This window comes from Nonomuraea sp. NPDC048826 (assembly GCF_043198225.1).
Taxonomy (GTDB): domain Bacteria; phylum Actinomycetota; class Actinomycetes; order Streptosporangiales; family Streptosporangiaceae; genus Nonomuraea.
The window spans coordinates 127,751-151,437 of record NZ_JBICUQ010000012.1; the positions used below are offsets into that span (position 1 = coordinate 127,751).

At 71.5% G+C, this 23,687-nt stretch carries 21 protein-coding genes and 1 pseudogene; 9 read left to right on the forward strand and 13 right to left on the reverse strand.

Annotated elements, in window-relative coordinates:
* The first annotated feature begins 73 nt into the window (after window positions 1–73).
* Window positions 74–652, forward strand: coding sequence for a TetR/AcrR family transcriptional regulator (locus tag ACGFI7_RS37020; protein ID WP_393413088.1), 579 nt, complete (start codon window positions 74–76; stop codon window positions 650–652).
* A gap of 53 nt (window positions 653–705) precedes the next feature.
* On the opposite strand, the gene ACGFI7_RS37025 is transcribed toward ACGFI7_RS37020, so the two are convergent.
* On the reverse strand, window positions 706–1,728 hold the full coding sequence (locus ACGFI7_RS37025; RefSeq protein WP_393413090.1) for an LLM class flavin-dependent oxidoreductase: 1,023 nt from the start codon (window positions 1,726–1,728) through the stop codon (window positions 706–708).
* A gap of 172 nt (window positions 1,729–1,900) precedes the next feature.
* Here ACGFI7_RS37025 and ACGFI7_RS37030 point away from each other — a divergent pair, with 172 nt between their 5' ends.
* Complete coding sequence (locus tag ACGFI7_RS37030) at window positions 1,901–3,745, forward strand: glycoside hydrolase family 15 protein (RefSeq protein ID WP_393413092.1); 1,845 nt, start codon at window positions 1,901–1,903, stop codon at window positions 3,743–3,745.
* 7 nt (window positions 3,746–3,752) lie between these two features.
* Here ACGFI7_RS37030 and ACGFI7_RS37035 read toward each other — a convergent pair whose 3' ends face one another.
* The 3 genes and pseudogenes from ACGFI7_RS37035 to ACGFI7_RS37045 all read right to left on the reverse strand — a co-directional run.
* Complete coding sequence (locus ACGFI7_RS37035) at window positions 3,753–5,138, reverse strand: MFS transporter (RefSeq protein WP_393413094.1); 1,386 nt, start codon at window positions 5,136–5,138, stop codon at window positions 3,753–3,755.
* Between the two features lie 27 nt (window positions 5,139–5,165).
* Window positions 5,166–5,675: a hypothetical protein gene (locus ACGFI7_RS37040; RefSeq protein WP_393413096.1), complete on the reverse strand. Its 510-nt coding sequence runs from the start codon at window positions 5,673–5,675 to the stop codon at window positions 5,166–5,168.
* 61 nt (window positions 5,676–5,736) lie between these two features.
* Window positions 5,737–5,838: pseudogene (locus ACGFI7_RS37045) on the reverse strand (DUF1269 domain-containing protein); the annotation flags it as partial.
* Between the two features lie 456 nt (window positions 5,839–6,294).
* On the opposite strand from ACGFI7_RS37045, the gene ACGFI7_RS37050 reads away from it, so the two are divergent.
* Complete coding sequence (locus ACGFI7_RS37050) at window positions 6,295–6,813, forward strand: hypothetical protein (RefSeq protein ID WP_393413098.1); 519 nt, start codon at window positions 6,295–6,297, stop codon at window positions 6,811–6,813.
* 17 nt (window positions 6,814–6,830) lie between these two features.
* On the opposite strand, the gene ACGFI7_RS37055 is transcribed toward ACGFI7_RS37050, so the two are convergent.
* Together ACGFI7_RS37055 and ACGFI7_RS37060 are read right to left on the reverse strand one after the other, a co-directional pair.
* Window positions 6,831–7,850, reverse strand: coding sequence for a LacI family DNA-binding transcriptional regulator (locus ACGFI7_RS37055; protein WP_393413100.1), 1,020 nt, complete (start codon window positions 7,848–7,850; stop codon window positions 6,831–6,833).
* A gap of 70 nt (window positions 7,851–7,920) precedes the next feature.
* Window positions 7,921–9,345 (reverse strand): non-reducing end alpha-L-arabinofuranosidase family hydrolase, encoded by a 1,425-nt coding sequence (locus ACGFI7_RS37060; protein WP_393413422.1) that lies wholly within the window; start codon window positions 9,343–9,345, stop codon window positions 7,921–7,923.
* A gap of 331 nt (window positions 9,346–9,676) precedes the next feature.
* On the opposite strand from ACGFI7_RS37060, the gene ACGFI7_RS37065 reads away from it, so the two are divergent.
* From ACGFI7_RS37065 to ACGFI7_RS37080, 4 genes are all read left to right on the forward strand, one after another.
* Window positions 9,677–9,916 carry a hypothetical protein gene (locus ACGFI7_RS37065; RefSeq protein ID WP_393413102.1) on the forward strand — a complete coding sequence of 80 codons (240 nt, stop codon included), beginning with the start codon at window positions 9,677–9,679 and terminating at the stop codon, window positions 9,914–9,916.
* Window positions 9,917–9,939: 23 nt separating this feature from the next.
* Window positions 9,940–10,482: a hypothetical protein gene (locus ACGFI7_RS37070; protein ID WP_393413104.1), complete on the forward strand. Its 543-nt coding sequence runs from the start codon at window positions 9,940–9,942 to the stop codon at window positions 10,480–10,482.
* 133 nt (window positions 10,483–10,615) lie between these two features.
* Window positions 10,616–11,665: an aldo/keto reductase gene (locus tag ACGFI7_RS37075; RefSeq protein ID WP_393413106.1), complete on the forward strand. Its 1,050-nt coding sequence runs from the start codon at window positions 10,616–10,618 to the stop codon at window positions 11,663–11,665.
* Window positions 11,666–11,822: 157 nt separating this feature from the next.
* Window positions 11,823–12,728 (forward strand): SDR family NAD(P)-dependent oxidoreductase, encoded by a 906-nt coding sequence (locus tag ACGFI7_RS37080; RefSeq protein WP_393413108.1) that lies wholly within the window; start codon window positions 11,823–11,825, stop codon window positions 12,726–12,728.
* 71 nt (window positions 12,729–12,799) lie between these two features.
* Here the strand turns inward: ACGFI7_RS37080 and ACGFI7_RS37085 are convergent, their stop codons facing one another.
* Both ACGFI7_RS37085 and ACGFI7_RS37090 read right to left on the reverse strand, forming a co-directional pair.
* Window positions 12,800–14,521: a CocE/NonD family hydrolase gene (locus ACGFI7_RS37085; RefSeq protein ID WP_393413110.1), complete on the reverse strand. Its 1,722-nt coding sequence runs from the start codon at window positions 14,519–14,521 to the stop codon at window positions 12,800–12,802.
* Window positions 14,521–15,537 (reverse strand): fumarylacetoacetate hydrolase family protein, encoded by a 1,017-nt coding sequence (locus tag ACGFI7_RS37090; RefSeq protein ID WP_393413112.1) that lies wholly within the window; start codon window positions 15,535–15,537, stop codon window positions 14,521–14,523. Before ACGFI7_RS37090 ends, ACGFI7_RS37085 begins: the two co-directional genes overlap by 1 nt.
* A 169-nt stretch (window positions 15,538–15,706) precedes the next feature.
* Between ACGFI7_RS37090 and ACGFI7_RS37095 the strand changes: the two genes are divergently transcribed.
* The gene (locus ACGFI7_RS37095; protein WP_393413114.1) at window positions 15,707–16,951 is read left to right on the forward strand and encodes an LLM class flavin-dependent oxidoreductase; all 1,245 of its coding nucleotides are present in this window, start codon (window positions 15,707–15,709) and stop codon (window positions 16,949–16,951) included.
* Between the two features lie 154 nt (window positions 16,952–17,105).
* Entirely contained in the window at window positions 17,106–18,254 is a 1,149-nt protein-coding gene (locus ACGFI7_RS37100) for an alpha/beta hydrolase family protein (protein WP_393413116.1), read from the forward strand.
* 62 nt (window positions 18,255–18,316) lie between these two features.
* Here ACGFI7_RS37100 and ACGFI7_RS37105 read toward each other — a convergent pair whose 3' ends face one another.
* From ACGFI7_RS37105 to ACGFI7_RS37125, 5 genes are all read right to left on the reverse strand, one after another.
* A complete protein-coding gene (locus ACGFI7_RS37105) occupies window positions 18,317–18,745 on the reverse strand; it encodes a Zn-ribbon domain-containing OB-fold protein (protein WP_393413118.1) in 429 nt (142 codons plus the stop codon).
* Window positions 18,742–19,911, reverse strand: coding sequence for an acetyl-CoA acetyltransferase (locus ACGFI7_RS37110; RefSeq protein WP_393413120.1), 1,170 nt, complete (start codon window positions 19,909–19,911; stop codon window positions 18,742–18,744). The genes ACGFI7_RS37105 and ACGFI7_RS37110 overlap by 4 nt, the downstream gene beginning before the upstream one ends.
* 74 nt (window positions 19,912–19,985) lie before the next feature.
* Entirely contained in the window at window positions 19,986–21,203 is a 1,218-nt protein-coding gene (locus tag ACGFI7_RS37115) for an acyl-CoA dehydrogenase family protein (protein WP_393413122.1), read from the reverse strand.
* On the reverse strand, window positions 21,200–22,780 hold the full coding sequence (locus tag ACGFI7_RS37120) for a class I adenylate-forming enzyme family protein (RefSeq protein ID WP_393413124.1): 1,581 nt from the start codon (window positions 22,778–22,780) through the stop codon (window positions 21,200–21,202). Before ACGFI7_RS37120 ends, ACGFI7_RS37115 begins: the two co-directional genes overlap by 4 nt.
* Window position 22,781: 1 nt before the next feature.
* Complete coding sequence (locus ACGFI7_RS37125; RefSeq protein ID WP_393413126.1) at window positions 22,782–23,675, reverse strand: SDR family NAD(P)-dependent oxidoreductase; 894 nt, start codon at window positions 23,673–23,675, stop codon at window positions 22,782–22,784.
* Window positions 23,676–23,687 lie beyond the last annotated feature (12 nt).

Sequence of the window (23,687 nt, forward strand, 5' to 3'; positions counted from 1 at the left end):
GAACTCGTACATCCATATACGAGCTTTGCCCTGACTATAACTCGTACATGGCCGTACGCGTTAGTGTGTTGGCATGGTCGATCCATCCGTGCGCCCCAAGCGCAGGGCCGATGCCGAGCGCAGCATCGCCCGCATCGTGTCCGCGGCACGCGCCCTGCTGAGCTCTGATCCGACCGCGAAGACGGACGACATCGCGAAAGCCGCGGGCGTCGGGCGGATGACCCTGTACGGACACTTCGGCACCCGGGCCGAGCTCGTCGAAGCGGCGTTCATGGACGCGCTGAAGGCGGGCGACGAGACCCTGTCGGCCATCGACCTGGCAGGGAACGCCCGCGAGGCCATGACGCGCCTGCTGGCGTCAAGCTGGCAGATCGTGGCCGAGTCCGCGGCGCTGCTGGCCGCGGCCGAGGAGGTCCTCCCGCCGGGACGGATCCGGCAGCTGCACGAGAAACCCGTCCAGCGCATGACCGAGCTCATCCGCCGCGGCCAGGATCAGGGTCACTTCCGCACCGACCTGCCCACCTCATGGCTGGTCAGCGTCGTGCAGTACATCCTGCACGGCGCGGCGGCCGAGCTCCGGGCGGGCCGCCTGGCCCCGCACGACGCCGCGGAGGTGGTCACCAAGTCCGTGCTGTCCGTGCTGGCCGGCTAGGCGAGGCCCAGGTCGCGCAGGGCGCGGGCGCAACGGCGGCCGCGACGTGGTCGTCAGCGCCAGCCGAGTGCGGGGGCGACGTGGGTCAGGACCGAGGAGAGCAGGTGGGTGTTGTAGTCCACGCCGAGCTGGCTGGGCACCGTCAGCAGGAGCGTGTCGGCCGCGGCGATCGCCTCGTCGGCGGCGAGCTCCTTGACCAGCACGTCGGGCTCGGCGGCGTAGGTGCGCCCGAAGATCGCCCTGGTGGTGGCGTCGATGAAGCCGACCTGGTCGGTGCTGGAGCGCTCGCGCCCGAAGTACGCCCGGTCGGTCTCGTTGACGATCGGCATGATCGAGCGGCTCACCGACACCCGCGGCTCCCCCTCGTGGCCGGCCTCCTTCCACGCCTCCTTGTAGGCCGCGATCTGCTCGGCCTGCTGCACGTGGAACGGCTTGCCGTTCTCGTCGTCCTTGAGCGTGGAGCTCATCAGGTGCATGCCCAGCCCGGCGGCCCACTTCGCGGTGGCGTTCGAGCCGGACCCCCACCAGATCCGCCGGCGCAGCCCTTCGGAGTGCGGTTCGAGGCGCAGCAGGCCGGGCGGGTTGGGGAACATCGGCCGCGGGTTCGGCTGGGCGAACCCCTCGCCCTCCAGCAGCTTGAGGAAGACCTCCGCGTGCCTGCGCGCCATGTCGGCGTCGGTCTCGCCCTCGGCGGGCGCGTAACCGAAGTGCCGCCAGCCGTCGATCACCTGCTCGGGTGATCCGCGGCTGATGCCGAGCTGGAGCCGCCCGCCCGCGATGAGGTCCGCCGCGCCGGCGTCCTCGACCATGTAGAGGGGGTTCTCGTACCGCATGTCGATGACGCCGGTGCCGATCTCGATCCGGCTCGTCCGCGCGCCCACGGCCGCCAGCAGCGGGAACGGGCTCGCGAGCTGCTGGGCGAAGTGGTGGACGCGGAAGTAGGCGCCGTCGGCCCCGAGCTCCTCGGCGGCCACCGCCAGCTCGATCGACTGCAGCAGGGTGTCGGACGCGCTGCGGGCCTGGGAGTACGGCGAGGACGACCAGTGGCCGAAGCTCAGGAAACCGATCTTCTTCATGCGTCCTTCAACCTTCCGCGCGTCAAGGACATTCCACGGGCCCCGGTACCCGCACCACTTCTCAGCATGTGCCGTGAGTAGCCTGGAGGAAAACTGCTCCGTCCCCTCGGCAGCCGGTCACCCGGCACGCCCGGAGCCCGGCACACACACCCGGCTGACGACGGGGGGATCCATGGACGGCTACCCGCAGATCGCGGACCACGGCATGATCGGAGACCTGCAGACCGCCGCACTCGTCTCGGGGGCCGGGACCGTCGACTGGTGGTGCACGCCCCGGTTCGACTCACCCAGCCTCTTCGCCTCTCTCCTCGACAGCCGGCGCGGCGGCCACTGCCGGCTCGCCGCCGACGCCGGCCAGGTCGCGGCGGTGACCTCGCGGCAGCTCTACCTGCCGGACACCGCGGTCCTCGTCACCCGTTACATGGCGCCCGGCGGCGTCGGGGAGGTCGCCGACTTCATGGAGCCGGACACCTCCCCCACCCCGTCCGGCCGGCACCGCCTGGTGCGCGCGGTCCGCGTGGTCCGCGGCAGCCTGCCGTTCTCCTTCGTCTGCCGGCCCCGCTTCGACTACGGGCGGGCGCCGCACACGCTGACCCTTTCCGACGACGGCTCGGCCCTCTTCCACGGCCCGGGCACGGACCTGCGGGTCACCTCGTCCTTCCCGCTCCGCCCGGAGGGCGAGGACCTGCGCGCCGACTTCACGCTCAACGCCGGGGAGACCGCCTTCGTCGCCCTGACCAGCACCACCGGCGCCGAAGAGACCGCCGAGCCGCCCCTGACCATGGCCGCGGTGCGCGTGAGCCTCGAATCCTGCGTCGCCTTCTGGCACGACTGGCTGCGCGCCTCCCGGTACCGCGGCCGCTGGCAGGACATGGTCAACCGCTCGGCCATCACCCTCAAGCTGCTCACCTACGCGCCCACCGGCGCGCCGATCGCCGCCCTCACCATGGGCCTGCCGGAGCAGATCGGCGGCGAGCGCAACTGGGACTACCGCTACACGTGGATCCGCGACGCGTCCCTGTCCGTCCGTGCCCTGATCGACCTCGGCTTCGCCGAGGAGGCCCAGGCCTTCCGCACGTGGCTGCGCGACCGCCTGGAAGCCGGCGGCGGCACGTCCGGCGAGCCTCTGCAGATCATGTACCGGATCGACGGCGACCCGTACCTGACCGAGGAGGTCCTGGACCACCTGGAGGGCTACCAGAAGTCCGCGCCGGTACGGGCCGGGAACGCGGCCGCCGACCAGCTCCAGCTCGACATCTACGGTGAGGCCGCCGAAGCGCTGGCCCAGACCAGGGAGGTCGGCGGGATCCGCGGCTGGCGGGCCCTCGCCGGCCTCCTGGACTGGCTGGCCGACACGTGGGACCGCCCCGACGAGGGCATCTGGGAGACCCGGGGCGGACGCCAGGACTTCACCTACAGCCGCCTGATGACCTGGGTCGCCTTCGACCGCGGCGTCCGGATGGCCACCGCCTACTCGCGGCCGGCCGACCTCGCCCGCTGGACGAGCGTCCGGGACGCCGTCTTCGACCAGATCGTCGACCGCGGCTGGAACCCGCGCCGTCAGGCCTTCGTCCAGCACTACGACACCGACGTGCTCGACGCCTCGCTCCTGCTCATGCCCCGCGTCGGCTTCCTGTCTCCGCGGGACCCGATCTGGCTCAGCACCCTGGACGCGATGGACCGGGAACTGGTCAGCGACAGCCTCGTCTACCGCTACGACCCGGAGGCGTCCCCTGACGGGCTGCGCGGCAGCGAGGGGACCTTCAACCTCTGCAGCTTCCTCTACGTCGAGGCCCTGGCCCGCGCCGGACGGCTGCAGCAGGCCCGCTACGCCTTCGACAAGATGCTCACCTACGCCAACCACGTGGGCCTGTTCGCCGAGGAGATCGGCCCGTCGGGTGAGCAGCTCGGCAACTTCCCGCAGGCGTTCACGCACCTGGCGCTCATCGCCGCGGCCATGGCGCTCGACGAGCACCTGGACCGGGCCCAGACCGGGCGGGCCGCCACGATGGTGTGACCCCCGGTCACGGCGAGCCGGGCTGTCTCGTACCCGAGGGAAGAGCGACGGCGGCGGCGAGGCCGACCAGCGCGAAGATCGCTAGAGCGACCATGGCGAACGCGTAGGCCGTGTCCCCCTCCGCCGCCCTGGAGACGAGGATGGTGCCGACGATGGCGGTGCCGAACGACGAGCCGAGATTGGAGACGCTGCGCGACAGCCCGGAGATCTCGCCCTGCAGGTCCTCGGGGAAGCTCGACTGCACGACGTTGACCGACGGGGTCAGCATCACGCCCACGCCCAGGCCGATCAGCAGCAGTCCCGGCCCGAAGGCGATGACTCTCGACGACTGCCCGACCAGGACGAGCAGGACGACGATCCCCGCCACGGTGAGGGCGAACCCGGCCGCGATGAGCGCCTTCTGCGTGTGCTTCCTGGCGAGCCGCCCCGCGGCCAGCGACGCGACGAGGACGCCCGCGGTCGCCCCGGTGAAGATCACGCCGGTCTCGATCGCGTTGTAGCCGCGTACGGTCTGGAGGAAGACGGAGACGACGAACGACGTGCCCATGAGGACCAGCCACTGCATGTTCTGGGTGACGAGGCCCAGGTTGGAGGTGCGGTTCCGGAACAGCCCCGTCGACAGCAGCGGATCGCGCCCGGCGCGCTCCCTGGCCCGGATGTGCAGGAAGAACCAGGTCAGCAGGATGGCCCCGACGGCGAGGAACACCGCCATCAGGACCGCGTCGTCGTCGCTCAGCAGGATCCCGCACACGAGGAAGAACATGCCGACCGCCGACAGCGCCGCCCCGCCGAGGTCGAGCGGGCGCTCCGGATCCGGTGGCAGGGGGTCGGCCAGCCGCCTGCTGAGAAAGACGATCAACGCGACGACCAGCGCCTGGAACACGAACGCCGCCCGCCAGCTGATCGCCGTGGCGATGAACCCGCCGATCAGCGGCCCCGCCGCCGCCCCGACGCCGCCCAGCCCGCTGATGAGGCCGAAGGCCCGGGCCCGCGACGCCAGGTCGTCGTAGGCCAGTGTGGCCAGGATGTAGATCGGCGGGATCAGCAGCGCGGTCCCCACCCCTTCGAGGATCGAGTTGCCGAGGATCAGCACCGCGAGGCCGGGCGAGCAGGCGCTGATCAGGGCGCCGGCCCCGTACAGGGTCAGGCCTGCCAAGAAGCACCGCTTGCGTCCCCAGCGGTCGGTCAGCTTGCTGCAGGGGATCATGAGCACCGCCATGATCAGCAGAAACAGGGTGATCGTGCCCTGCACGCCCTGCACCGTCGTGTCCAGGTCGCGGCTGATGTCGTTGATCATCACGTTGAGGTTCGAGCCCGCGAAGCTGCAGATGAACTGGGCGAGGGCGAGCGGCGCCAGCATCCCCCGCGACGAGCCCTCGCTACGCACAGTCACCTCACCTGGATATCGACATGGGAACGGTCAGTGGTGGAGCACGGCCTTCAGCGCCACGATCACCAGCCCGAGGAGCAGGTTGATCAGGCTCGTGACGACCACCATCCGGGTGGACGCGCCGATCCGGACCGCGGCCGTGGCCGCCCAGCCGACCTGGCCGGCCACGGCGACCGCGAGCGCCAGCCAGACGGTGCCCTGCCCCCCGAGCCCCAGCAGGGGGCCGACGGCGACGGCCACGGCCGGCGGACCGGCCGCCTTGACGATCGGCCACTCCTCAGCGCAGGCCCTGAACACCTCGGACCGGCTGATGGTCCGGAAGACCGTACGGGCGCCGAACAGCCGGGCGTACACGTGGGCGGCCCAGAACACGAGCCCGGTGCTCACGAGCAGGATGATCATTTCCAGCCGCGGGAACCTGCCGAGCGAACCGGCGCCGACCACGACGGAGGCGGCGAGCAGCGACCCGTAGACGGCGCCGGTGTAGTCCTTGTAGACGCGGCCGGCCGGCGGCCGGGCCGGATCGGGCGCTTCTCCCATGACGGCTCCCCGAGACGACGGACCGGCTGTGGGCGGAACGCGGACGCCGGCGCCGTCAGCGGGCGCCGGCGCCCAGCGCCATCCCGAGGAGCGGCATGAAGAACAGCATCCCGATCAGGCCGCCCCACAGCGCGCCGCCCGCCGCGCCCGCACCGGTCAGGTCGGTGGCCCGACGCAGCTTGATCTTGCCGTCGGCGCGCCGTTCGACAATGGCCTCGTCCGCCACCGTGATCAGATTCTGCCGCCGCATGTCGGCCAGCCACTGTGGGGTCGATGGCGACGTCGGGATAGGCGATGACGATGAGATGCTCATGGGCTTCTTCCTTCGGTGATGGCCCCGGACCCCGGCACAGCCGCTCGGGCCGTTGTTGTTGGTCCCCTTTTCTTGGCCCGCCGATCGCCACGGAAAAGCAAAGCTCTTTGGGCCGAAGACCCTATTTAGACCTCCTTGGGAGAATCGACGAAGAAAGCCGAAGGTCGGGGGCAGGCGGCGAGCTTAATCTGAGGGTGAAGGTGCCCCCTGCCGACGAATTCCGGCAGTCGGCACACGAACTCAGCGCGCAGGGCGGGCGCCCGCGAACGCGGACCACTCGCACCTGTCGTGCGGAGGGAGCAAGCCATGAGCAATCCGCGTTACGCGCGACCGCAGGAAGCCACCCGGGACCAGGTGCCTCCTCAAGCGCGTCAGGAATCGCCGGCGGCGCCATCACAGCCGACGGCGGCGGCGAGGACCCAGCCCACCGGCTGGGTCGGCTGGGTGATGCTCGCGGGCGTCGGGATGATGATCGTGGGATGCTTCCAGGCGTTCATGGGCCTGGTGGGGATCTTCAACACGGACTTCTACGTCGTCACCGCGGAAGGCCTGGCGGTACCCGTCAACTACACCTTCTGGGGCTGGCTGCACCTGGTCATGGGTGTGGTCGTCCTCCTGGCCGGCGCCGCCGTGCTGGCGGGCAAGACCTGGGGGCGGGTGGTCGGCATCTGCCTCGCCGCCCTCCAGGCGCTCGTCAACTTCGCCTGGCTGCCCGCCTACCCGGTCTGGTCGGCGATCGTCATCGCCATCGACGTCCTCATCATCTACGCCCTGGCCGTGCACGGCGGTGAGATGAAGGCGTTCGCCAGAAGCGACGCCCGGTAGGCGGCTCGCGCTCCGGCTCAGGGAGACGGGCTCGCGGGAGGCGCGGTGCTCTCCCGTACGACGAGCTCGGTGGCGAGTTCGACCCGGCTCTGCGGCAACTCGTCTCCCTGGGCCAGCGTGAGCAGCATGGAGGTGGCCGCGGCGGCCATCTCCGGGAGAGGCTGGCGGATGGTGGTCAGCGGCGGGATGGCCCACCGGATCGAGGGCAGGTCGTCGAAGCCGACGACGCTGAGATCGTCCGGGATCCGCAGACCGAGCTCACGGGCCGCGTGGTAGACCCCGATGGCCTGGCCGTCGTTCGTGGCGAAGATGGCGGTCGGCCGGTCGGGCAGGCGCAACAGGCGGGAGGCCGCGGCCAGGCCGCCTTCGATGAGGAAGTCCCCCCGGCCGACCAGCTCCGGGTCCACCGGCACGCCGGCCATGTCCAGGGCGGTGCGGTAGCCGTCGAGGCGGGCCCGGCTGGACAGCGCGGAGTCGGGGCCGGTGATGATGGCGATGCGGCGGTGCCCGAGCTCCATGAGATGGCGGGTGGCGGTGAGCCCGCCGTTCCAGTTGCCGGCGCTGACCGAGGGGATGCTCCTCGGCGGATCGGCCGGATCCAGCAGGACCAGCGGGACCTCGCGGCGGGCGAGCAGCTCGTGCTGGGTCTCGGTCAGGCCGGAGAACACCGCGATCACCCCGCTCGGCCGGCGTCGCATCACCCCCTCCAGCCAGGCGCCGGGGGCGGTGTGCTCGCGGCTCAGGTCGGAGATCGCCACCGTGAGCTCGTGCGCACGCGCGACCCGGGCCACGCCCTTGGTGATCTCGACCGGATAGTCGCCCTCCAGCGCGTGGAAGACCAGCTCCACCAGCGCCGTCGGCGTGGAGCGGCGGCGTTGCCGCCGGTAGCCGTGCCGGCGGATCAGCTCCTCGACGGCGGCGCGGGTCTCGGACGACACCTCGGACCGGCCGTTCACGACCTTGGAGACGGTCGCCGTGGAGACGCCGGCCAGCTCGGCCAGCTGGGCGATGGTGAGGGGGGATGACTCCGCGGTCATGGCCGCAGTGTAGCCACGGCGCGGCGGGCCCGGCCTCGTACCGGACCCGCCGCCGTCTTGTCGTGCCGGGTCAGTTCTGCAGGGTCAGCAGGCCCGGCCGATAGGGCAGGAGACCGTAGTCGCCGCCCGAGTTGGGGTTGCGTCCCTGGTAGAGCAGTTGCAGGTTGCAGGGGTCGACGGTCATGGTCTGGTCGGCGCTGGTCCGCAGCAGCTCGCCGTGGCTGATGTCGTTGGTCCAGGTGGCGCCGCTGTTGGCCTTGCCGGCGAAGGGGTTGCCCTCGCTGGTGGCCTGCGGGGTCCAGGAGCCGTTCAGGCTGGTGGCCGTGAACGAGCGGAAGTAGCGGCCCTGCGAGCCGATCGCCTCGACGATCATGAGGTACCGGTTCTGGCCCTGCAGCTTGTAGACCTGGACGGCCTCGAACAGGTTGTTCGTCGAGTCGCTCATGATGATGGTCGAGGTGTTGCCGAAGCTGCCCGGGAAGTTCCCGATGGGCATGCTGGCCCGGTAGATCCGGCCGTTGTCCCCGGCGAAGAACAGGTACATGTTCGTGTCGTCACCGATGAGCGCCTGGTCGATGGGCCCGGTGCCGGAGCCGGAGATGCTGCCGGAGAAGAGCACCTGCTCCGACGACCAGCCGTTCGGGTTGGTGGGGTCGTTGGAGGTGCGGTAGGAGAAGGCGGTCCCGCCCCACTGGTAGGCGAGCACCCAGATGTTCCTCGGCGCGAAGTAGAACAGCGTGGGCGCGACCGTGGAGCTGGACATGGTGTTCTGGCTGGCCGAGGCCATCTCCGACCAGTTGCTGAACAGGCTGAAGTTCATCGAGCCCCACCTGGTCCCCGTGTCGTGCGTCGTGGCGTACACGAGGTGCCTGCCGTTGTAGGGGGCGACGGTGAAGTCCTTGAGCGAGACCCAGCCCGACTTCGGGTTCGCCAGCGGGCCGGTCGAGGTCCAACGGTACGTCGACGGCAGGCTGCACGGACCGGGGTTCTGGTCGCCGCCGACCTGGACGAGCCGCCACTGCTGGTTGGCGCCGCCCCAGTCGTCGTACTGGACGATGTTCGCGCCGTCGGCGGTGGAGGCGCCCTGCACCTCCAGGGCCTTGTTGCTGTGGCGCGAGATGAACCGCACGTGGCCGTCGGAGCTGTCGGCCAGCCGCCACTGCTGGTTGGCGCCGTTGTGGTCGGCCCACTGGACGATGGCGCCGCCGTTGCCGGTCGACCAGTTGTAGACGTCCAGGACCTTGCCGGAGTGGCGCGACTTGATGCGGTAGTAGCCGCCGCCGGAGTCGACGAACTGCCACTGCTGCTGGTTCTGGTCGTTCCTGGTCCACTGGGTGATGCGGCCGCCGTCGGCCGTGGACAGGTTGTAGACGTCCAGCGCCTTGCCGCTGTTGCGGTTGACCAGGACGTACCAGGCGTTGGGGTCGACGGTGGCCGCGTCGGCGGGTTGAACGGCGACGAACAGGCTCGCCAGCAAGGCGGCCACCGCCGCCATGACGGCCCGGGGTCTCACTTTCACGGTGTCCTCCGATTCATCCGGCTCGAACAGCATTGTTAGCGTTAACATCGCACGGTGCGCTGATGCCTTCGAACGCGTCGTCACGGAGTACATCCAGTGGCCCGGTCACCCGTCAATGAGCCGCCCATCCGGCCCCGCTGTGGCCCTCTTGCCGAAATGCTTCCCCACCTGGAATTTCGCCCCGTACGAGAGCATCCGGCCCGCCGACTCCCGGTGAAACTTTCACGAAGGTTGCCAGAAACGACGGCGTAACTTAAGGCGTTACGGCGTTACGTTACAGACGTCCGGCAACCTTTATGATCACCGGGTGTCCTCACCGAAGATCGCGGCGATCGTCCTGGTGGCAGCCCTGATGACCGGCTGCGGAGACGGCGGCGCGGCCACGGCGGGGACCACCGCCGAGGCGGTGAGCCGGCGGATGCAGGGCGCCGCCGGGGTGCGGGTCGCCGTGCTCGTCCGGCCGGCCCACGGTGGGGGAAGATCACCTTCGGCGAGTACGACGAGAGCCGCACCACGGGAGTCGTCGGCGCGACCGCGTCCGACCTGACCACGACCTACCACCGGACCGAGGTGCCCGAGGAGCTGGAACACGTCGTCCCGACGGACCTGTCCGACATGACGACCAGGAGGATCACGATCGCCGGCTCCGGCGCCTACCTCCACCGGGCCGGCCAGGCCTGGCTGCACAGCGACGACCCCGCGTGCGGGCGGGCGGCGCGGGCCGTCGGCTCGTTCGGCGTCCACGAGCTCGTCTCACCCGAGGTGCTGAGGAAGCTGACGGCCCCGGCTCCCACGCCCGGGGACGCCATCGGCGGAGTCCCCACCGTCGTGCACACCGGGAGCGGCCCGCAGAGGGAGTTCGGCGACCCGGCGTCGATCACCGATCCCGTGATCGCCGCGCAGCTGAACGAGCGGTACCGCCTGACCCGGGTGTCCTGGAAGGTGTGGGTCGGGCCGGACCGGCTGCCCCTCCGGGCGCACCTCACCCTCACCGGCCCCGAGGACGGGGACTCGGTGATCGAGGCCGACTTCACCGGCTGGGGCGCCGAGGTGCTCGTCGACCCCCCTCCGCCGGATCAGGTGCGGAAGGCGGGGGCCTGCCTGCCCTCGTGACCGCACCGGCGCCCGAGGGCGACCTGCCGGACAGCGGGATCATCTCCGCGCTGCGCCTGCGCCGCGCCGCGAACGCCTGACCCGGCCGCCGGGCTTGACCTGGAGTCGGCTCTAGCTCCTACGGTTGCGAGACATGAGATATCGCATCCTCGGCGGCACCGGCATCGAGGTCAGCACCCACTGCCTCGGCACCATGATGTTCGGCTCGGCCGGCAACCCCGACCACGACGACAGCATCCGCATCATCCACACCGCCCTCGACCACGGCATCAACTTCGTCGACACCGCCGACATGTACTCGGCGGGCGAGTCGGAGGAGATCGTGGGCAAGGCGCTGCGTGGCCGGCGGGACGAGGTGGTGCTGGCGACGAAGGTGCACTTCCCGATGGGAGAGGGGCCCAACCGGGGCGGCAACTCCCGGCGTTGGATCATCCGCGAGGTCGAGGCGAGCCTCAAGCGGCTGCAGACCGACTGGATCGACCTTTACCAGATCCACCGTCCCGACCATCGCACCGACATCGAGGAGACCCTCGCCGCGCTGACCGACCTGGTGAGACAGGGCAAGATCCGGGCCTTCGGCAGCTCGGCCTTCCCGGCGCACGAGACGGTCGAGGCCTACCATGTGGCCCGGCAGCGCGGCCTGTACAGGTTCCGCACCGAGCAGCCGCCGTACAACATCCTGGCCCGCGGCATCGAGGGCGACGTCCTGCCCACGGCGCAGCGGCTCGGCCTGGGTGTGCTCACCTACAGCCCGCTGGGCTGGGGGTTCCTGACCGGCCGCTACCGCAAGGGGCAGGAGATGGACCTGTCGCAGGGCCGCGCCGCCCGCGCGCCGGAACGGTTCGACCCGTCCATCCCGGTCAACGCGGCCAAGCTGGACGTCGTCGAGGAGCTGGTGAAGCTGGCGGACGAGCTGGGCACCACCCTGCCGGAGCTGGCCGTCGCCTTCGTCACCGCGCACCCGGCGGTCACCTCGGTCATCATCGGCCCGCGCACGATGGACCAGTTGCAGAGCCTGCTGAAGGGGGCCTCGCTGGCGCTCGACGACGCCGCGCTCGACCGGATCGACGAGCTCGTCCCGCCCGGCACCAACGTCTACCACCCGATCGCCCTCTGGAACCCTCCGCCCCTGACCGACCACGCCCTGCGCCGCCGCCCCATCGGCGACCGCGCCGCGAGCTGAATTACCTAGGCGATTGAACGCACGACAAATAAAGCGGAGCGTATTCTCGCCCGGCCCGCCGCTTATCAGGTGAAATAACTCACAGAAATATATTCAGCCATTCGAATACGCCTATAATCGGCCCCAGAATTTCCGGTCGACCGGCATGGAGAATGGCATGACGATTTCACCCGGCCCGTACGGCGAGCTCGACCTGACGGGCCGCGCCTGCGTCGTCACCGGGGCCGCGCAGGGCATCGGCGCGGCCGAGGCGCGCGCGCTCGCGCGGCTCGGCGCGGCGGTGCTGTGCGCCGACCAGGCCGACGCCGGGCCGGTGGTGGACGAGATCCGCGACGCGGGCGGCACGGCCCTCTCCTGGCGAGGCGACATCACCGAACCGGGGGCGGCCGACGACCTCGTGGCCGCCGCCGAAGGTTTCGGGGTGCCGGTCTCGGTGCTGGTCAACAACGCGGGCATCGTCCGTGACCGGATGGTCTTCAATCTGGACGACGCCGACTGGGACGCGGTCCTCGCCGTCAACCTGACGGCGCCCTTCCGGCTGTGCCGGGCGCTGGCCAGGCACTGGCGGGCGCACCCCGCCGGTGCGGGCCGGCGGATCATCAACACCAGCAGCGAGTCCGGGCTCTACGGCAACGCCGGGCAGAGCAACTACGCGGCGGCGAAGGCCGGACTCGCCGCGCTGACCCTGTCCCTGTCCGCCGAGCTGTCCCGCTACGGGGTCTGCGTCAACGCGATCGCGCCCCGGGCCCGCACCCCGATGAGCGAGGCCGCGTTCGGCACGCTGCCCGGCGGCGCCGGCGCGCTGCCGCCCGAACGCGTCGCGGCGCTGGTCTGCTGGCTCGCCGGCCCGGCCGGGGAGGACGTGACGGGCCAGGTCTTCGTCGTGGCCGGGGACACCGTGCAGCGGATGCGCCCGTGGTCGCCGGTGCGGACGGCCCGGCAGCCGGACGACTGGTCGCCGGAGACGAGCGCGCGCTTCCGCGCGGACCTCTTCGGCGGGGACGCCACGCGGCACGAGCCCGCCCCGATCAGCGCCCTGTTCACCGGGCAGACCGGCGGATAGGCGGCAAAGGCGCGCACCGGGCGTCGAAAGTCCTCGTCCCATGACCGTTACCGGCGGCGTTACCGGCCGGATCAGGGGACGACGGGCAGGACGAGCGCCGACGGGTGGCGCGCGTCGTGGACGACGGTCTGCACCGCCGGGCGCAGATCCTCCGGCGTGGCCGCGGTGCCGTCCGGAGTGCCGGGGTGGCGGTCGTACTTGGGGAACGAGCTGCTGGAGATCTCCAGCCTGATCCGGTGGCCCGGCAGGAACACGTTGCCGGTGGCGATCAGGTCGACCTCGACGCGGACCGGGCCGGATCCGGCGGCGGCGACCTCCGCCGCGGTCACCCGCCGGATGCCGTCGCAGAGCAGGAACGCGCGGCCGTCGGGGTGGACGTCGACGAGCTTCGCCGTCACGTCCGTGGCGGGCGCGCCGGTGATCAGGTGCAGCACGGCGTGCACGGGCCCGATGACCTCGACCGGGCCGGTCAGCGGGTCGCTGCTGTAGACGAGCACGTCGTCGCGGTCCTCGATCGCGCTCTGGTCCATCGGTCCGGAGTTCGCGGCCGGGTTCGGCAGGTAGGTCGCGCCGCCGCGGGTGGGCACCGGGTCGCGCGGGTCGTACCGGAACGTGTCGGGCGGCTGCGAGCCGTCGGGAGGTGCGGGGGTCAGGCGGCCGTCCCCGTGGCGGGTGTTGGCGGCTCCCCCGCTGTGCAGGTACCACGGGGTGGCGCGGGCGCGGGCGGGCGGCCACTCCTGCTCGTCGCGCCACTCGTCCACGCCCATCACGAACACCCGCACCGGCGGCAGCTCGGGCCCGGGGCCGTCGGCCAGGTGCTGGGCGAACCAGGCGAGCTGCAGCCCCTCCATGTCGATCGTGGCGGGGAAGCGCCGTTCGGGGCCGCAGGAGTCGCCGAACAGGGCGGGCGCCCACTGCGTCCACGGGCCGATGATCAGGCGCTGCCGCTCGGCCGCCGGGCCGCCCGCGGCCTTGATCCTCTCGTACGCGGCGAGGTTGCCGTCGAGGTGCACGTTGTACCAGCCGGCGACGTGCAGCACGGGCGGATCGGTGCCGGCCAGGGCGTCGCCGGCGTCGAGCGCCTGCCAGTACGGGTCGCCGGGCGGGCAGGTGAGCCACTCGCGGTAGTGCGGGGCGATGCCGTCCAGGGCGGGCGTGCCGGTCAGCGGCAAGGCGCGGAAGGCGGCGTCGGGGTCACGCAGGGCGTGGGCGAGCGCCTGCGCCGTGTCCTCGTGCGCGGCGGCGCCGTCCCTGGCGATCGCGCGGCGGAGCTGGTCGGGGGCCAGGTTCGCCAGGCTCCACCACAGGTTGAAGCCGAGCTGGAACACGCCGCCGCGCCAGACCCAGCCGCTGTCGTACGCGGGCGCGGTGAAGTGCGGCACGATCGCCCGCAGCGCCTCCGGCCGATGCCGCAGCGCCTGCCATTGCGGGACGCCGTTGTTCGACGCCCCGTACATGCCGACCGCGCCGCTCGACCACGGCTGCGCGGCGGCCCACGCGACGCAGGCGGCGGCGTCCTCGCCGGCGCCGGCGAACGGGCGGAACGGCTCGTCGCCGCCGGAGCGGAACCGGCCGCGCGCGTCCACCACCACGACGGCGAAGCCGTGGTCGACCGCCCGCTCGGGGCCGATCACCCCGTAGACGCTGGCCCAGTTCGACTTGTCGTACGCGGTGTACTGCAGCAGCACCGGCCGCGGTCCCGCCGCCGGGTCGCGGTACACGTCGGCGCGGAGCACGACGCCGTCCGGGAGCGGGATCGGCACGTCCCGCTCGCGCAGGATGGCCGGCCGCATCAGGCCTCCCCCGCGCGCTCCACGCGGGTCTCCAGCGCGCCGAGCCCGTCGATCTCCAGCCGGATCACATCGCCCGGCGCGATCCAGCGGTCGATCTCGATCCCGGCGCCGGTGCCGACCGTGCCGGAGCCGAGCATGTCGCCGGGCAGCAGCGTCTCCCCCGCCGAGGCGTGCGCCACGATCTGCTCGATGGTCCAGTGGATCGAACCGGCGGAGCCCTGCGACCACAGCTCGCCGTTGACGAAGGCCCGCATGCCCGCCGCGAACGGGCGGGGGATCTCGTCGGCGGTGACGAGGTACGGCCCGGTGGCGCAGCCCCGGTCGAAGCCCTTGGTCTTGGCCGGGCCGACCGCGGTGCCCATCTCGCGGCGCTGGACGTCGCGGCACGACAGGTCGTTGAAGATGGTGAGCCCGGCGATGTGGTCCCAGGCCCGCTCGGGCGGGATGTCCCTGCCGCGCCTGCCGATGACGATCGCGAACTCCAGCTCGTAGTCGAGCTTCTCGGTGTAGGCGGGCCACTGGCCGGGCTCGTCCGGGCCGAAGACCGAGGCGCTGCGGGTGACGTAGTGGGAGGGCGCCTCGTACCACGCCTGGGGAACCTCCCGGCCGAGGTTGCGCAGGGCGTTGACCATGTGGTCCTCGAAGGCGAAGAAGTCACGCAGCGCCGGCGGCCGGTCGACGGGGGCGAGCAGGCGTACCGCGTCGCGCGAGTAGGCGTGCGGGCCGAGCGGGCCGCTCTCCTGCCGGGCCGTCCCAGGATCGCCGAGCGCGCCGAGGAGCCGCTCCGCCTCGCTCAGCGCGCGTCCGCCGGAGCCGAGCAGGGCGACCGTGCTGCCCGGGAAGGTGGCGCGGGCGAGTTCCGCGGCGCGGCCGGCCTCGCCGCCGTCGGCGACGATCTCCGAGGCGAGGAGCGCGGCGAGGTCGACGACGACCGGCGCGTCGAGCGCTCCGACCGCGGCCCCGGCCCGCACCTCGGCGTCCGGCCAGCCATGCGGCGTGAAGCGGCATATCCTCATCAGAAACCCTCCGTAGATCGCGGCCGGCTGCCGGGTTTGTCCGTGCGGCAGGTTCTATGTCCGGGGCCGTTACTCCCTCATTACCGACGCCGTGGAACGGCCCGGTAACTACGCGCCCGTTGGATGGCGGCGAAGGATTCGGTCAGCCAGCTGCTGAGGGAGCGAGATTTTGAGCGTCAAGGCGATCGTGCAGCTCTATCCGGTCATACCCGCCGAAGGCGGCGCCGCGGGGCGAGCCGCCCGGCGGCCGCTCGGGCGGGATCGGGACGAGTTCCAGAAGGTGATGCGAGACTGGGCGAAGATCGCCAAGGCCGCCGAGGACCTGGGGTACTGGGGTATCGCCGGGATCGAGCATCATTTCCACTCCGAGGGCTACGAGGTGGCCCCGTCGCCCGGCGTGGTGAACGCGTGGCTCGGGGCGCACACGAGCCGGATCAACGTCGGCACCAACGGCTACGTGCTCGGCACCCATGACGCGATCCGCGTCGCCGAGGAGTGCGCGATGCTCGACCACATGCTGGCGGGCCGGTTCTGGGCCGGGGTCAGCCGCGGCTACCAGTCCCGCTGGACCGACGTGCTCGGCCAGCACATGGGGACCCCGGCGACCCTCTCCGACGGCGGCTCCGCCGACAAGGAGAACCGGGTCATCTTCGAGGAGCAGGTCGAGCTGATGCTCAAGGCCTGGACCGAGGACTCCTTCGACTTCAACGGCGCCAAGGTCCAGGTGCCGTTCCCGTACGACACCGGCATCACCGGCTATCCGGCCACCGACACCGCGTCGCTGATGGGCGCGGTGGACGAGGTCGACGAGCACGGCGTCATCCGGAAGATCTCGGTCACGCCGCCGCCGTACCAGCGGCCGCACCCGCCGGTGTTCGTGGCGTCGTCGAGCTCGGAGGAGTCGATCCGGTACTGCGCGCGCAACGGCTTCGTGGTCACCAGCTTCTCCCCCGCGTCGAAGACCGAGGAGTTCGCGAAGATCTACGTCGACGAGGCCGCCAAGTCGGGCCACCCGGTGCCGCTCGGCGCGAACCAGGCGCCGGTGCGGTGGCCGCACATCACCGACTCCGCGGCGGCGTACGACCAGGCACTCCGTGAGTACGACGCGGACATGTTCGAGAACTTCTACGCCAAGTTCTTCAAGAAGAAGATGCCGGTGAACGGCGATGTCGTGCAGGCCATCAAGGACTCCGGCCTGTTCCTCGGCGGCACCGTCGACCAGGCGCGGGCGCAGTTCGCCGCCGAGTGGGAGCAGGTCCCGTACGAGTACTCCGTGCTGATCTGGCACTGGGCGCAGCAGCCGACCGACGACCTGATCCGCGAGATGGAACTGATGGCCACGAAGGTCTACCCGGAGATCGGCGGGTTGTCCGGCCCCGAGGAGCGCCCGCGGGCGCAGTGGGCCGTCGGCTGACCCGCCGGCCGGTCCGGCGTGCTTGCCGCGCTGCGGCGGCAGCGCGCCGAGTAACGCCATCGGTAATACAACCGCTTGTACTCTACAAGCTGTAGATGAGACAGAAACCGCGCGGCGCGGCCACGTGCCGTCATATGTTCCGTGAGGAGTCGCCGTGTTCGAGTTCTTCCCTGGCGACCATGCCCGGTCGTCGAGCGTGAACCTGGCGCTGATGGCCGGGGGTTCGCTCGCCGACGTCCAGCGCTGGCTCGGGCCGCTCCGGGACGCGCCGGAGGCGGGCCTGGACGCCTGGGCCGCCGCCTGGGCGGGCATGGCGCACCAGCAGGAGGCGCTCGCCGCCGGCGACGTCGGCGCGGGCTACCTGACGACGGCCGCCCGGCGGTATCTGCGCGCGTCGGTGTACCACGCGACCGGGCAGCGGCTGATCCCGCCGGGGCCGACGAAGTCGGAGAGCTACGCCGCGTCGTTGCAGGCCTTCGGCAACGCCCTGGACTGCGGGGCGTTGCCGCTGACGCGGGTGCACGTCGACTCCCCGGACGGGACGCTGCCCGGATACCTGATCGCGCCGGAGGCGGCGTCGCCGCGGCCGGTGGTCGTCGTGTACGGCGGGCTCGACCTGACCAAGGAGCTGCTCTACGCCACGCTGGGCACGGCCTTCGCCCGCCGCGGCATCACCTGCCTGGTCATCGACACCCCGGGCACCGGGGAGCTGATCCGGCTGCGCGGGGTGCCGTCACGCCCCGACTACGAGGTGCCCACCGCGTCCATCATCGACCACCTGCAGGCCCGGCACGACGTGGACGCCCGGCACGTCGCCGTGCTCGGCGTCAGCTTCGGCGGCTACTACGCCGCCCGCTCGGCCGCGTTCGAGCCGCGGGTCTCCGCCTGCGTCTCGTGGGCGGGCAGCTGGGACTGCGGAGCGCTGTGGCGGCGGCGCTGGAACGAGGGCGGGGCCGGCGAGCCGACGTCGTGGTTCCTGCCGTGGGTGACGGGCACCGACACGATCGAGCGGGCGCTGGAGCGGCTGGAGCTGTGGACGCTGGCCGACGTCTGGCCGCGGGTGACGCAGCCGCTGCTGATCGTGCACGGGGAGGACGACCGGGAGATCCCGGTCGCGGACGCGCGACGCGCCTTCGAGGCCGCGGGTTCCGCCGACAAGCGGCTGCACGTCTTCTCCGCCGACGACGGGGGCGCGGAGCACATCCAGTCGGACGACCCCGGTCCCGCGCTCGACCTGATCGCCGAGTGGCTCTCCGTGCGCATGCCGGTGCTGCCGGAGCCGCCGGTGCCCGCGCTCGCCTGAGACCTAACACGCGGAAGCCGGGAGGGGAATCCCCTCCCGGCTTCCGCGTGCAGGCGAACGGTTCAGCCGGCCGCCGGCCGCCAGAACGGCAGCGACGCCTCCTCGTTCAGCGGGACGAACTCGACCTCGACCCGCATGCCGACGCGGACCTCGTCGACGTCACAGCCGATCACGTTGCCCATGATGCGGGGCCCCTCGTCGAGCTCGACGACGGCGACCGCGTACGGGGTCCACTGGTTGAACGGGTACGCCCCCTGCTGGCGTACCACCGAGAAGGTGTGCACGGTGCCCCGGCCCTCCGTGGTGAGCCAGCCGGGCGTGTCACCGCACTCGACGCAGATCTGGCGGGGGTAGAACTGGCGGTGGCCGCAGCCCGGGCATTCCTGGACGAGCAGCTCGCCGCGGAGGGTCGCCTCCCAGTACGCGCGGCCGGCCGCGTCGAGCAGCGGGACCGGGCGGCCCTCCGTCGGGGGGGTGGTCACGTCGGTCATGCCTTGTCCTTTCCGAGGATCACGGTGCCCATCGCCGAGAGCCAGCCGCCCGAGCCGCACGCGAGCGCGACCTCGGCGCCCGCCACCTGGGCGTCGCCGGCCTGGCCGCGGAGCTGCCTGGTGGCCTCGATGAGCAGGAAGATGCCGCGCATGCCGGGGTGGCAGGAGCTGAGCGCGCCGCCGTCGGTGTTCATCGGGAGGCTGCCGCCGAGCTGGAGCGCGCCGGAGGCGGCGAACGGGCCGCCCTCGCCCTTCTTGCAGAAGCCCAGGTCTTCGAGCATGAGCAGCGCGGTGATGGTGAAGCTGTCGTAGAGCTGTACGGTGTCGACGTCGTCGGGGGTGAGACCGGCCTGCGCGAACGCCTCCTTGCCGCTGCGCTCGGCCGCGGTGCGGGTGAAGTCGGGCATCTGGCTGATGTTCCAGTGGGTCTGGGCCGACGCCGCGCCGAGGATGTGCACCGGGGGCTGCCGCAGGTCACGGGCGCGCTCGGCGGTGGTGACGATCACCGCGCCGCCGCCGTCGGAGACGACGCAGCAGTCGAACAGGTGCAGCGGGTCGGCGATCATGCGGGAGTTGACGACGTCCTCGACCGTCAGCGGCTTGCGGTACTGGGCGTTGGGGTTGAGCCCGGCGTGCGTGCGGCAGGCGACGGCGATGGCGGCGAGCTGCTCGGAGGTGGTCCCGTACTCGTGCATGTGCCGCTGCGCGGCCATCGCGTAGGCGCCGATCAGGGTGTTGCCCCACGGCGCCTCGTACTGCAGCACGCCCGCGACCTGCTCGCCCGGCTTCTTGGCGCCGAAGCCGGGGTTGGTGCCCGACTTGGTGTACAGGTCCGAGCCGTAGACGATGAGCACGGTCTCGCACAGGCCCGCTTCGATCGCCGCCTTGGCGTGCTGGACATGCAGCTCGAAGCTGGAGCCGCCGACGGCGGTGCCGTCGAAGTAACGGGGGTTGATGCCCAGGATCTCCGCCATGGTGCCGGCGTTGTCCGGCTGGGCGAAGTCGCCCTGGGCGCACATGAACCCGTCGATCTCGCTCTTCTTCAGGCCGCTGTCGGCGAGCGCCCGCTGGGTGGCGAGCACGTGGTGCCCGACCGCGTCGAGGTGCGGCGCCTTGGGGTAATCGCTCAGGCCGATGCCGGCGATCACTGGCGTACGGTCAGCCATGGATGTGTTGTCTCCTCGGGTGCGCGATGGGATGCGGCGCCGCCGGCGGGCGGCGGGCCGGTGAGGTCAAGGGGTCAGGAGGCGGGCCGTGGTTCGCGGGGCAGGCCCAGGATGCGCTCGGCCATGATGTTGCGCATGATCTCGTCGGTGCCGCCGGCGATGCGCCGGGACGGCGCGCTGAGGGCGAGCTCGGTCCAGACGTAGGTGCCCCACTCGCCGGTGTCGGCCGTCATGCGGGGGCCGAGCACGCGGCCGGCGAGCTCGCCGATGGCGCGCACGTTCTCCGAGTCCAGCAGCTTGATGATCGAGGCCTCGGCCCCGGGCTCGCCGCTGCCTGCGGCGCGGGCGGCGGTCCACCGGATCACGTCCCGGCGGATCGCGATCCGGGCGAACTCCTGGCGGATGTGCGGGTCTCCGCCGAGGCCGAAGTGCTGGATGAGGCCGAGCAGCCGCTCGACCGGGTCGGTGGCGGGTGAGGCGGTGCGGAAGCCCATCGACGCCCGCTCGTTGCCGAGCGTGGTCATCGCCACCTTCCAGCCGTCGCCCGGCTTGCCCAGCACGTGGCTGTCGGGCACGAAGACGTCGTCGACGAACACCTCGTTGAACGCCTCACCGCCGGTGAGCTGGCGCAGCGGGCGGACCTCGACCCCCGGGTCGTGCATGTCGATCATCAGCATGGTGAGCCCGGCGTGCTTGGGCGCGTCCGGGTCGGTGCGGACGAGCATCTCGCCGATGTCGCTGTAGTGCCCGCCGGAGGTCCACACCTTCTGCCCGGAGACCCGCCAGCCGTCGCCGTCGCGGACTCCCCTGCTCTTCACGCCGGCGAGGTCGGACCCGGCCTCGGGCTCGGAGAACAGCTGACAGGCCAGGAGGTCGGCGCGATACAGCGCGCGCAGATACTTCTCCTTCACCTCCGGCGTGCCCCAGGCGAGCAGCGTCGGCGCGACGATGTGGTGGCCGACGATGAAGCACGCCTCGGACGGCAGCTCGTAGTCGGCCGCGACCTCGTCGAACAGCTCCTGGTAACGCTGGTCCCGGCCGGCTCCCCCGTACGCGGTGGGCCCGGTGAGCCAGCCGAACCCCGCGTCGAACAGCTCGCGGCGGAAGGCCACCGCGGCCGCGACCATGTTCAGCTCCTCCTCGCGGGTCGGCTCGGCGCCCGCGCTCAGCTCGTCGGGGCCGTTGCCCCAGCCCCCCTCCCACTCCTGCAGGGGCTTGGCGTGGGTGTCGAGGAAGGCCCGGACGGCGTCCTGGAACGCGGTCTCGTCCGGGGTCCGGCGCTGGTCGCTCACGATTGCTCCCGAAGCAGGCGGTGGAGCACCTTGCCACTGGCGTTCTTGGGCAGGGTCTCGGTGTGGATGCGGACGTGGTCGGGGACCTTGTACTTGGCCAGGCGCGCGCGGCAGAACTCGCGCAGCTCTTCAGGCGTGGCCTCGGTCCCCGGGGCGAGCACGACGTGGGCGCGCACGGTCTCGCCCCAGTGCGGGTCGGGGATGCCGACGACGGCGCACTCCACGACCCCGGGGTAGGAGAACAGGGTGGTCTCGATCTCCAGCGGGTAGACGTTCTCGCCACCCCGGATGATCATGTCGTCCTTGCGGCCGGCGAGGTACAGGTAGCCGTGGTCGTCGAGGTAGCCGAGGTCGCCGCCCTTGAACCAGCCGTCCGAGACGACCTGCGCGGTCCGCTCCGGCTGGCCGTGGTAGCCGCTCATGACCATGTCGCTGCGGCTGACGATCTCGCCCACCTGGCCCACCGGGACCTCGTTGCCGGCCGCGTCCCAGATCTGCAGGTCGATGTTGAACCCGGGCCGGCCGACCGACCTGAGCAGGTGCGGCCGGCCGTTGAGCGCGCGCACGTGGTCCTCGGGGGTGAGCACGGTCTGCATGCCCGCCTCGGTGCCGGCGCCGAACCCGTTGTAGAAGTCGCACCGCATCACCTCCATGGCCTGGGTGAGCAGGTCGGGCGACATCGGCGCGGCCCCGTAGAAGACCGAGCGCAGCGTGGCGAAGTCCTCCGGCGTCACGTCCGGCTCGCGCAGCAGGGCGCTGATCATCGTGGGGACGAGGAAGACGTCGGTGAGGCCCTTGCGGCACCACCGCAGCAGTTCGGCCGGGTCCCACTGGGGGACGATCAGGGAGGCCGAGCCGCGGCAGATCGCGTTGAGCACCAGGCTGAGGCCCGCGACGTGGTAGAGCGGGGAGGCCGAGTAGCGGAACTCGTCCCGCAGGAAGCGGTACTCCAGGATGGCGTTGGAGACCATCGACTTCCACATGCGGTGCGACTGCATGACGCCCTTGGGCAGGCCCGTGGTGCCGCTGGTGTAGGCGAGCGCGATGACGTCCTCGTCCTCGACGACCGCCTCACGCGGCGGGCCGGCGGCGCCCCTGCGGAGCACCTCGTCCAGGGGCACGGTGCCCTCGGCCGCGCCGAAGCCGACGACGTGCTCCAGGTGCTCCAGCTCGCCGCGCGCCGCGAGGACGCCCGCCGCGTACCGGTCGCCGACGAACGCCCAGGACGCCTCGGCGCTCCGCAGCAGCGTCGTGATCTCGGCGGGTGACAGGCGGAAGTTGAGCGGGACCGCGACCGCGCCGAGCTTGAACAGGGCGAGGAAGGTCTCGACGTACTCCGGCGAGTCGGTGTCGAGGATGGCGACCCGGTCCCCCTGGGCCAGGCCCATCTCCTGCAGGCCGCGGGCGAGCCGGTTCACCCGGTCGCGCACCTCGGCGAAGGTGCGGGAACCCGACGCGGTGACGAAGCAGTCCCCGTCCGGGGAGCGCTTGGCCGCCATGTCGATCCACTCCCCGATCTGGATCCTCGACAGGCGCCGGCCGGTGAGGGAGGCGGGGCGGGTGCGCTGCGCGGTCATCTCACTTCCCCAGCAGGTCCGCGAGCAGGGTCATCTCGGCCATGCTGTTCTCCGGCACCTGGTAACCGGCGTCGTCGAAGATCTCGGTGAGGTGGTCGCGGACGTCCTCCGCGGTCAGGTCGCCGTTCAGGTAGCCGCGGGTGACGCCGATGAACACGCGCGCCACGCGGCCGCCGCCCGCGCTGAGGATCTCGCCGGACGGCTCGCAGGAGTCGTGGCACAGGTACGCGACCACCGCCGAGACCAGCGCGGGGTCCAGGTGGTCGGCGAGCGGGTTGTCGAAGCCCTCGGTCATGCGGGTCTGCGCCACCGGGCCGATCGCGTTGGCCTTGATGTCGTACTTGCGGCCCTCGATGGCGAGCACCTTGATCAGGCCGACCAGGGCGAGCTTGGCCGCGGCGTACGACGACTGGCCGAAGTTGCCGAAGAACCCGGCCGACGACGAGGTCACCACGACCCGCCCGAACCCCTGCTCCCTGAAGTGCGCCCAGGCCGGGCGGGTGACGTTGAACGCGCCCTTCAGGTGCACGTCGAGCACCGGGTCGACGTCGTCCGGGCTGGTGTTGTGGAAGGTCTTGTCACGCAGGATGCCCGCGTTGTTCACGACGATGTCCACCCTGCCGAACGCGGACACCGCCGTCTCGATCACGGCCTGGCCGCCGGCCACGGTGGCGACCGAGTTCGTGTCGGGCACCGCGACGCCGCCGAGCGCCTCGATCTCCTTGACCACGACAGCGGCGCGGTCCTGTTCCACCCCGTCACCGGACAGGGACGTGCCCATGTCGTTGACGACCACCTTCGCGCCGCGGCGGCCGAGTTCGAGAGCGTGGGCCCGGCCGAGGCCCCCACCCGCCCCCGTGACTACGGCTACACGACCATCGAAGCTGAGATCCACGGCAGTTTCCTC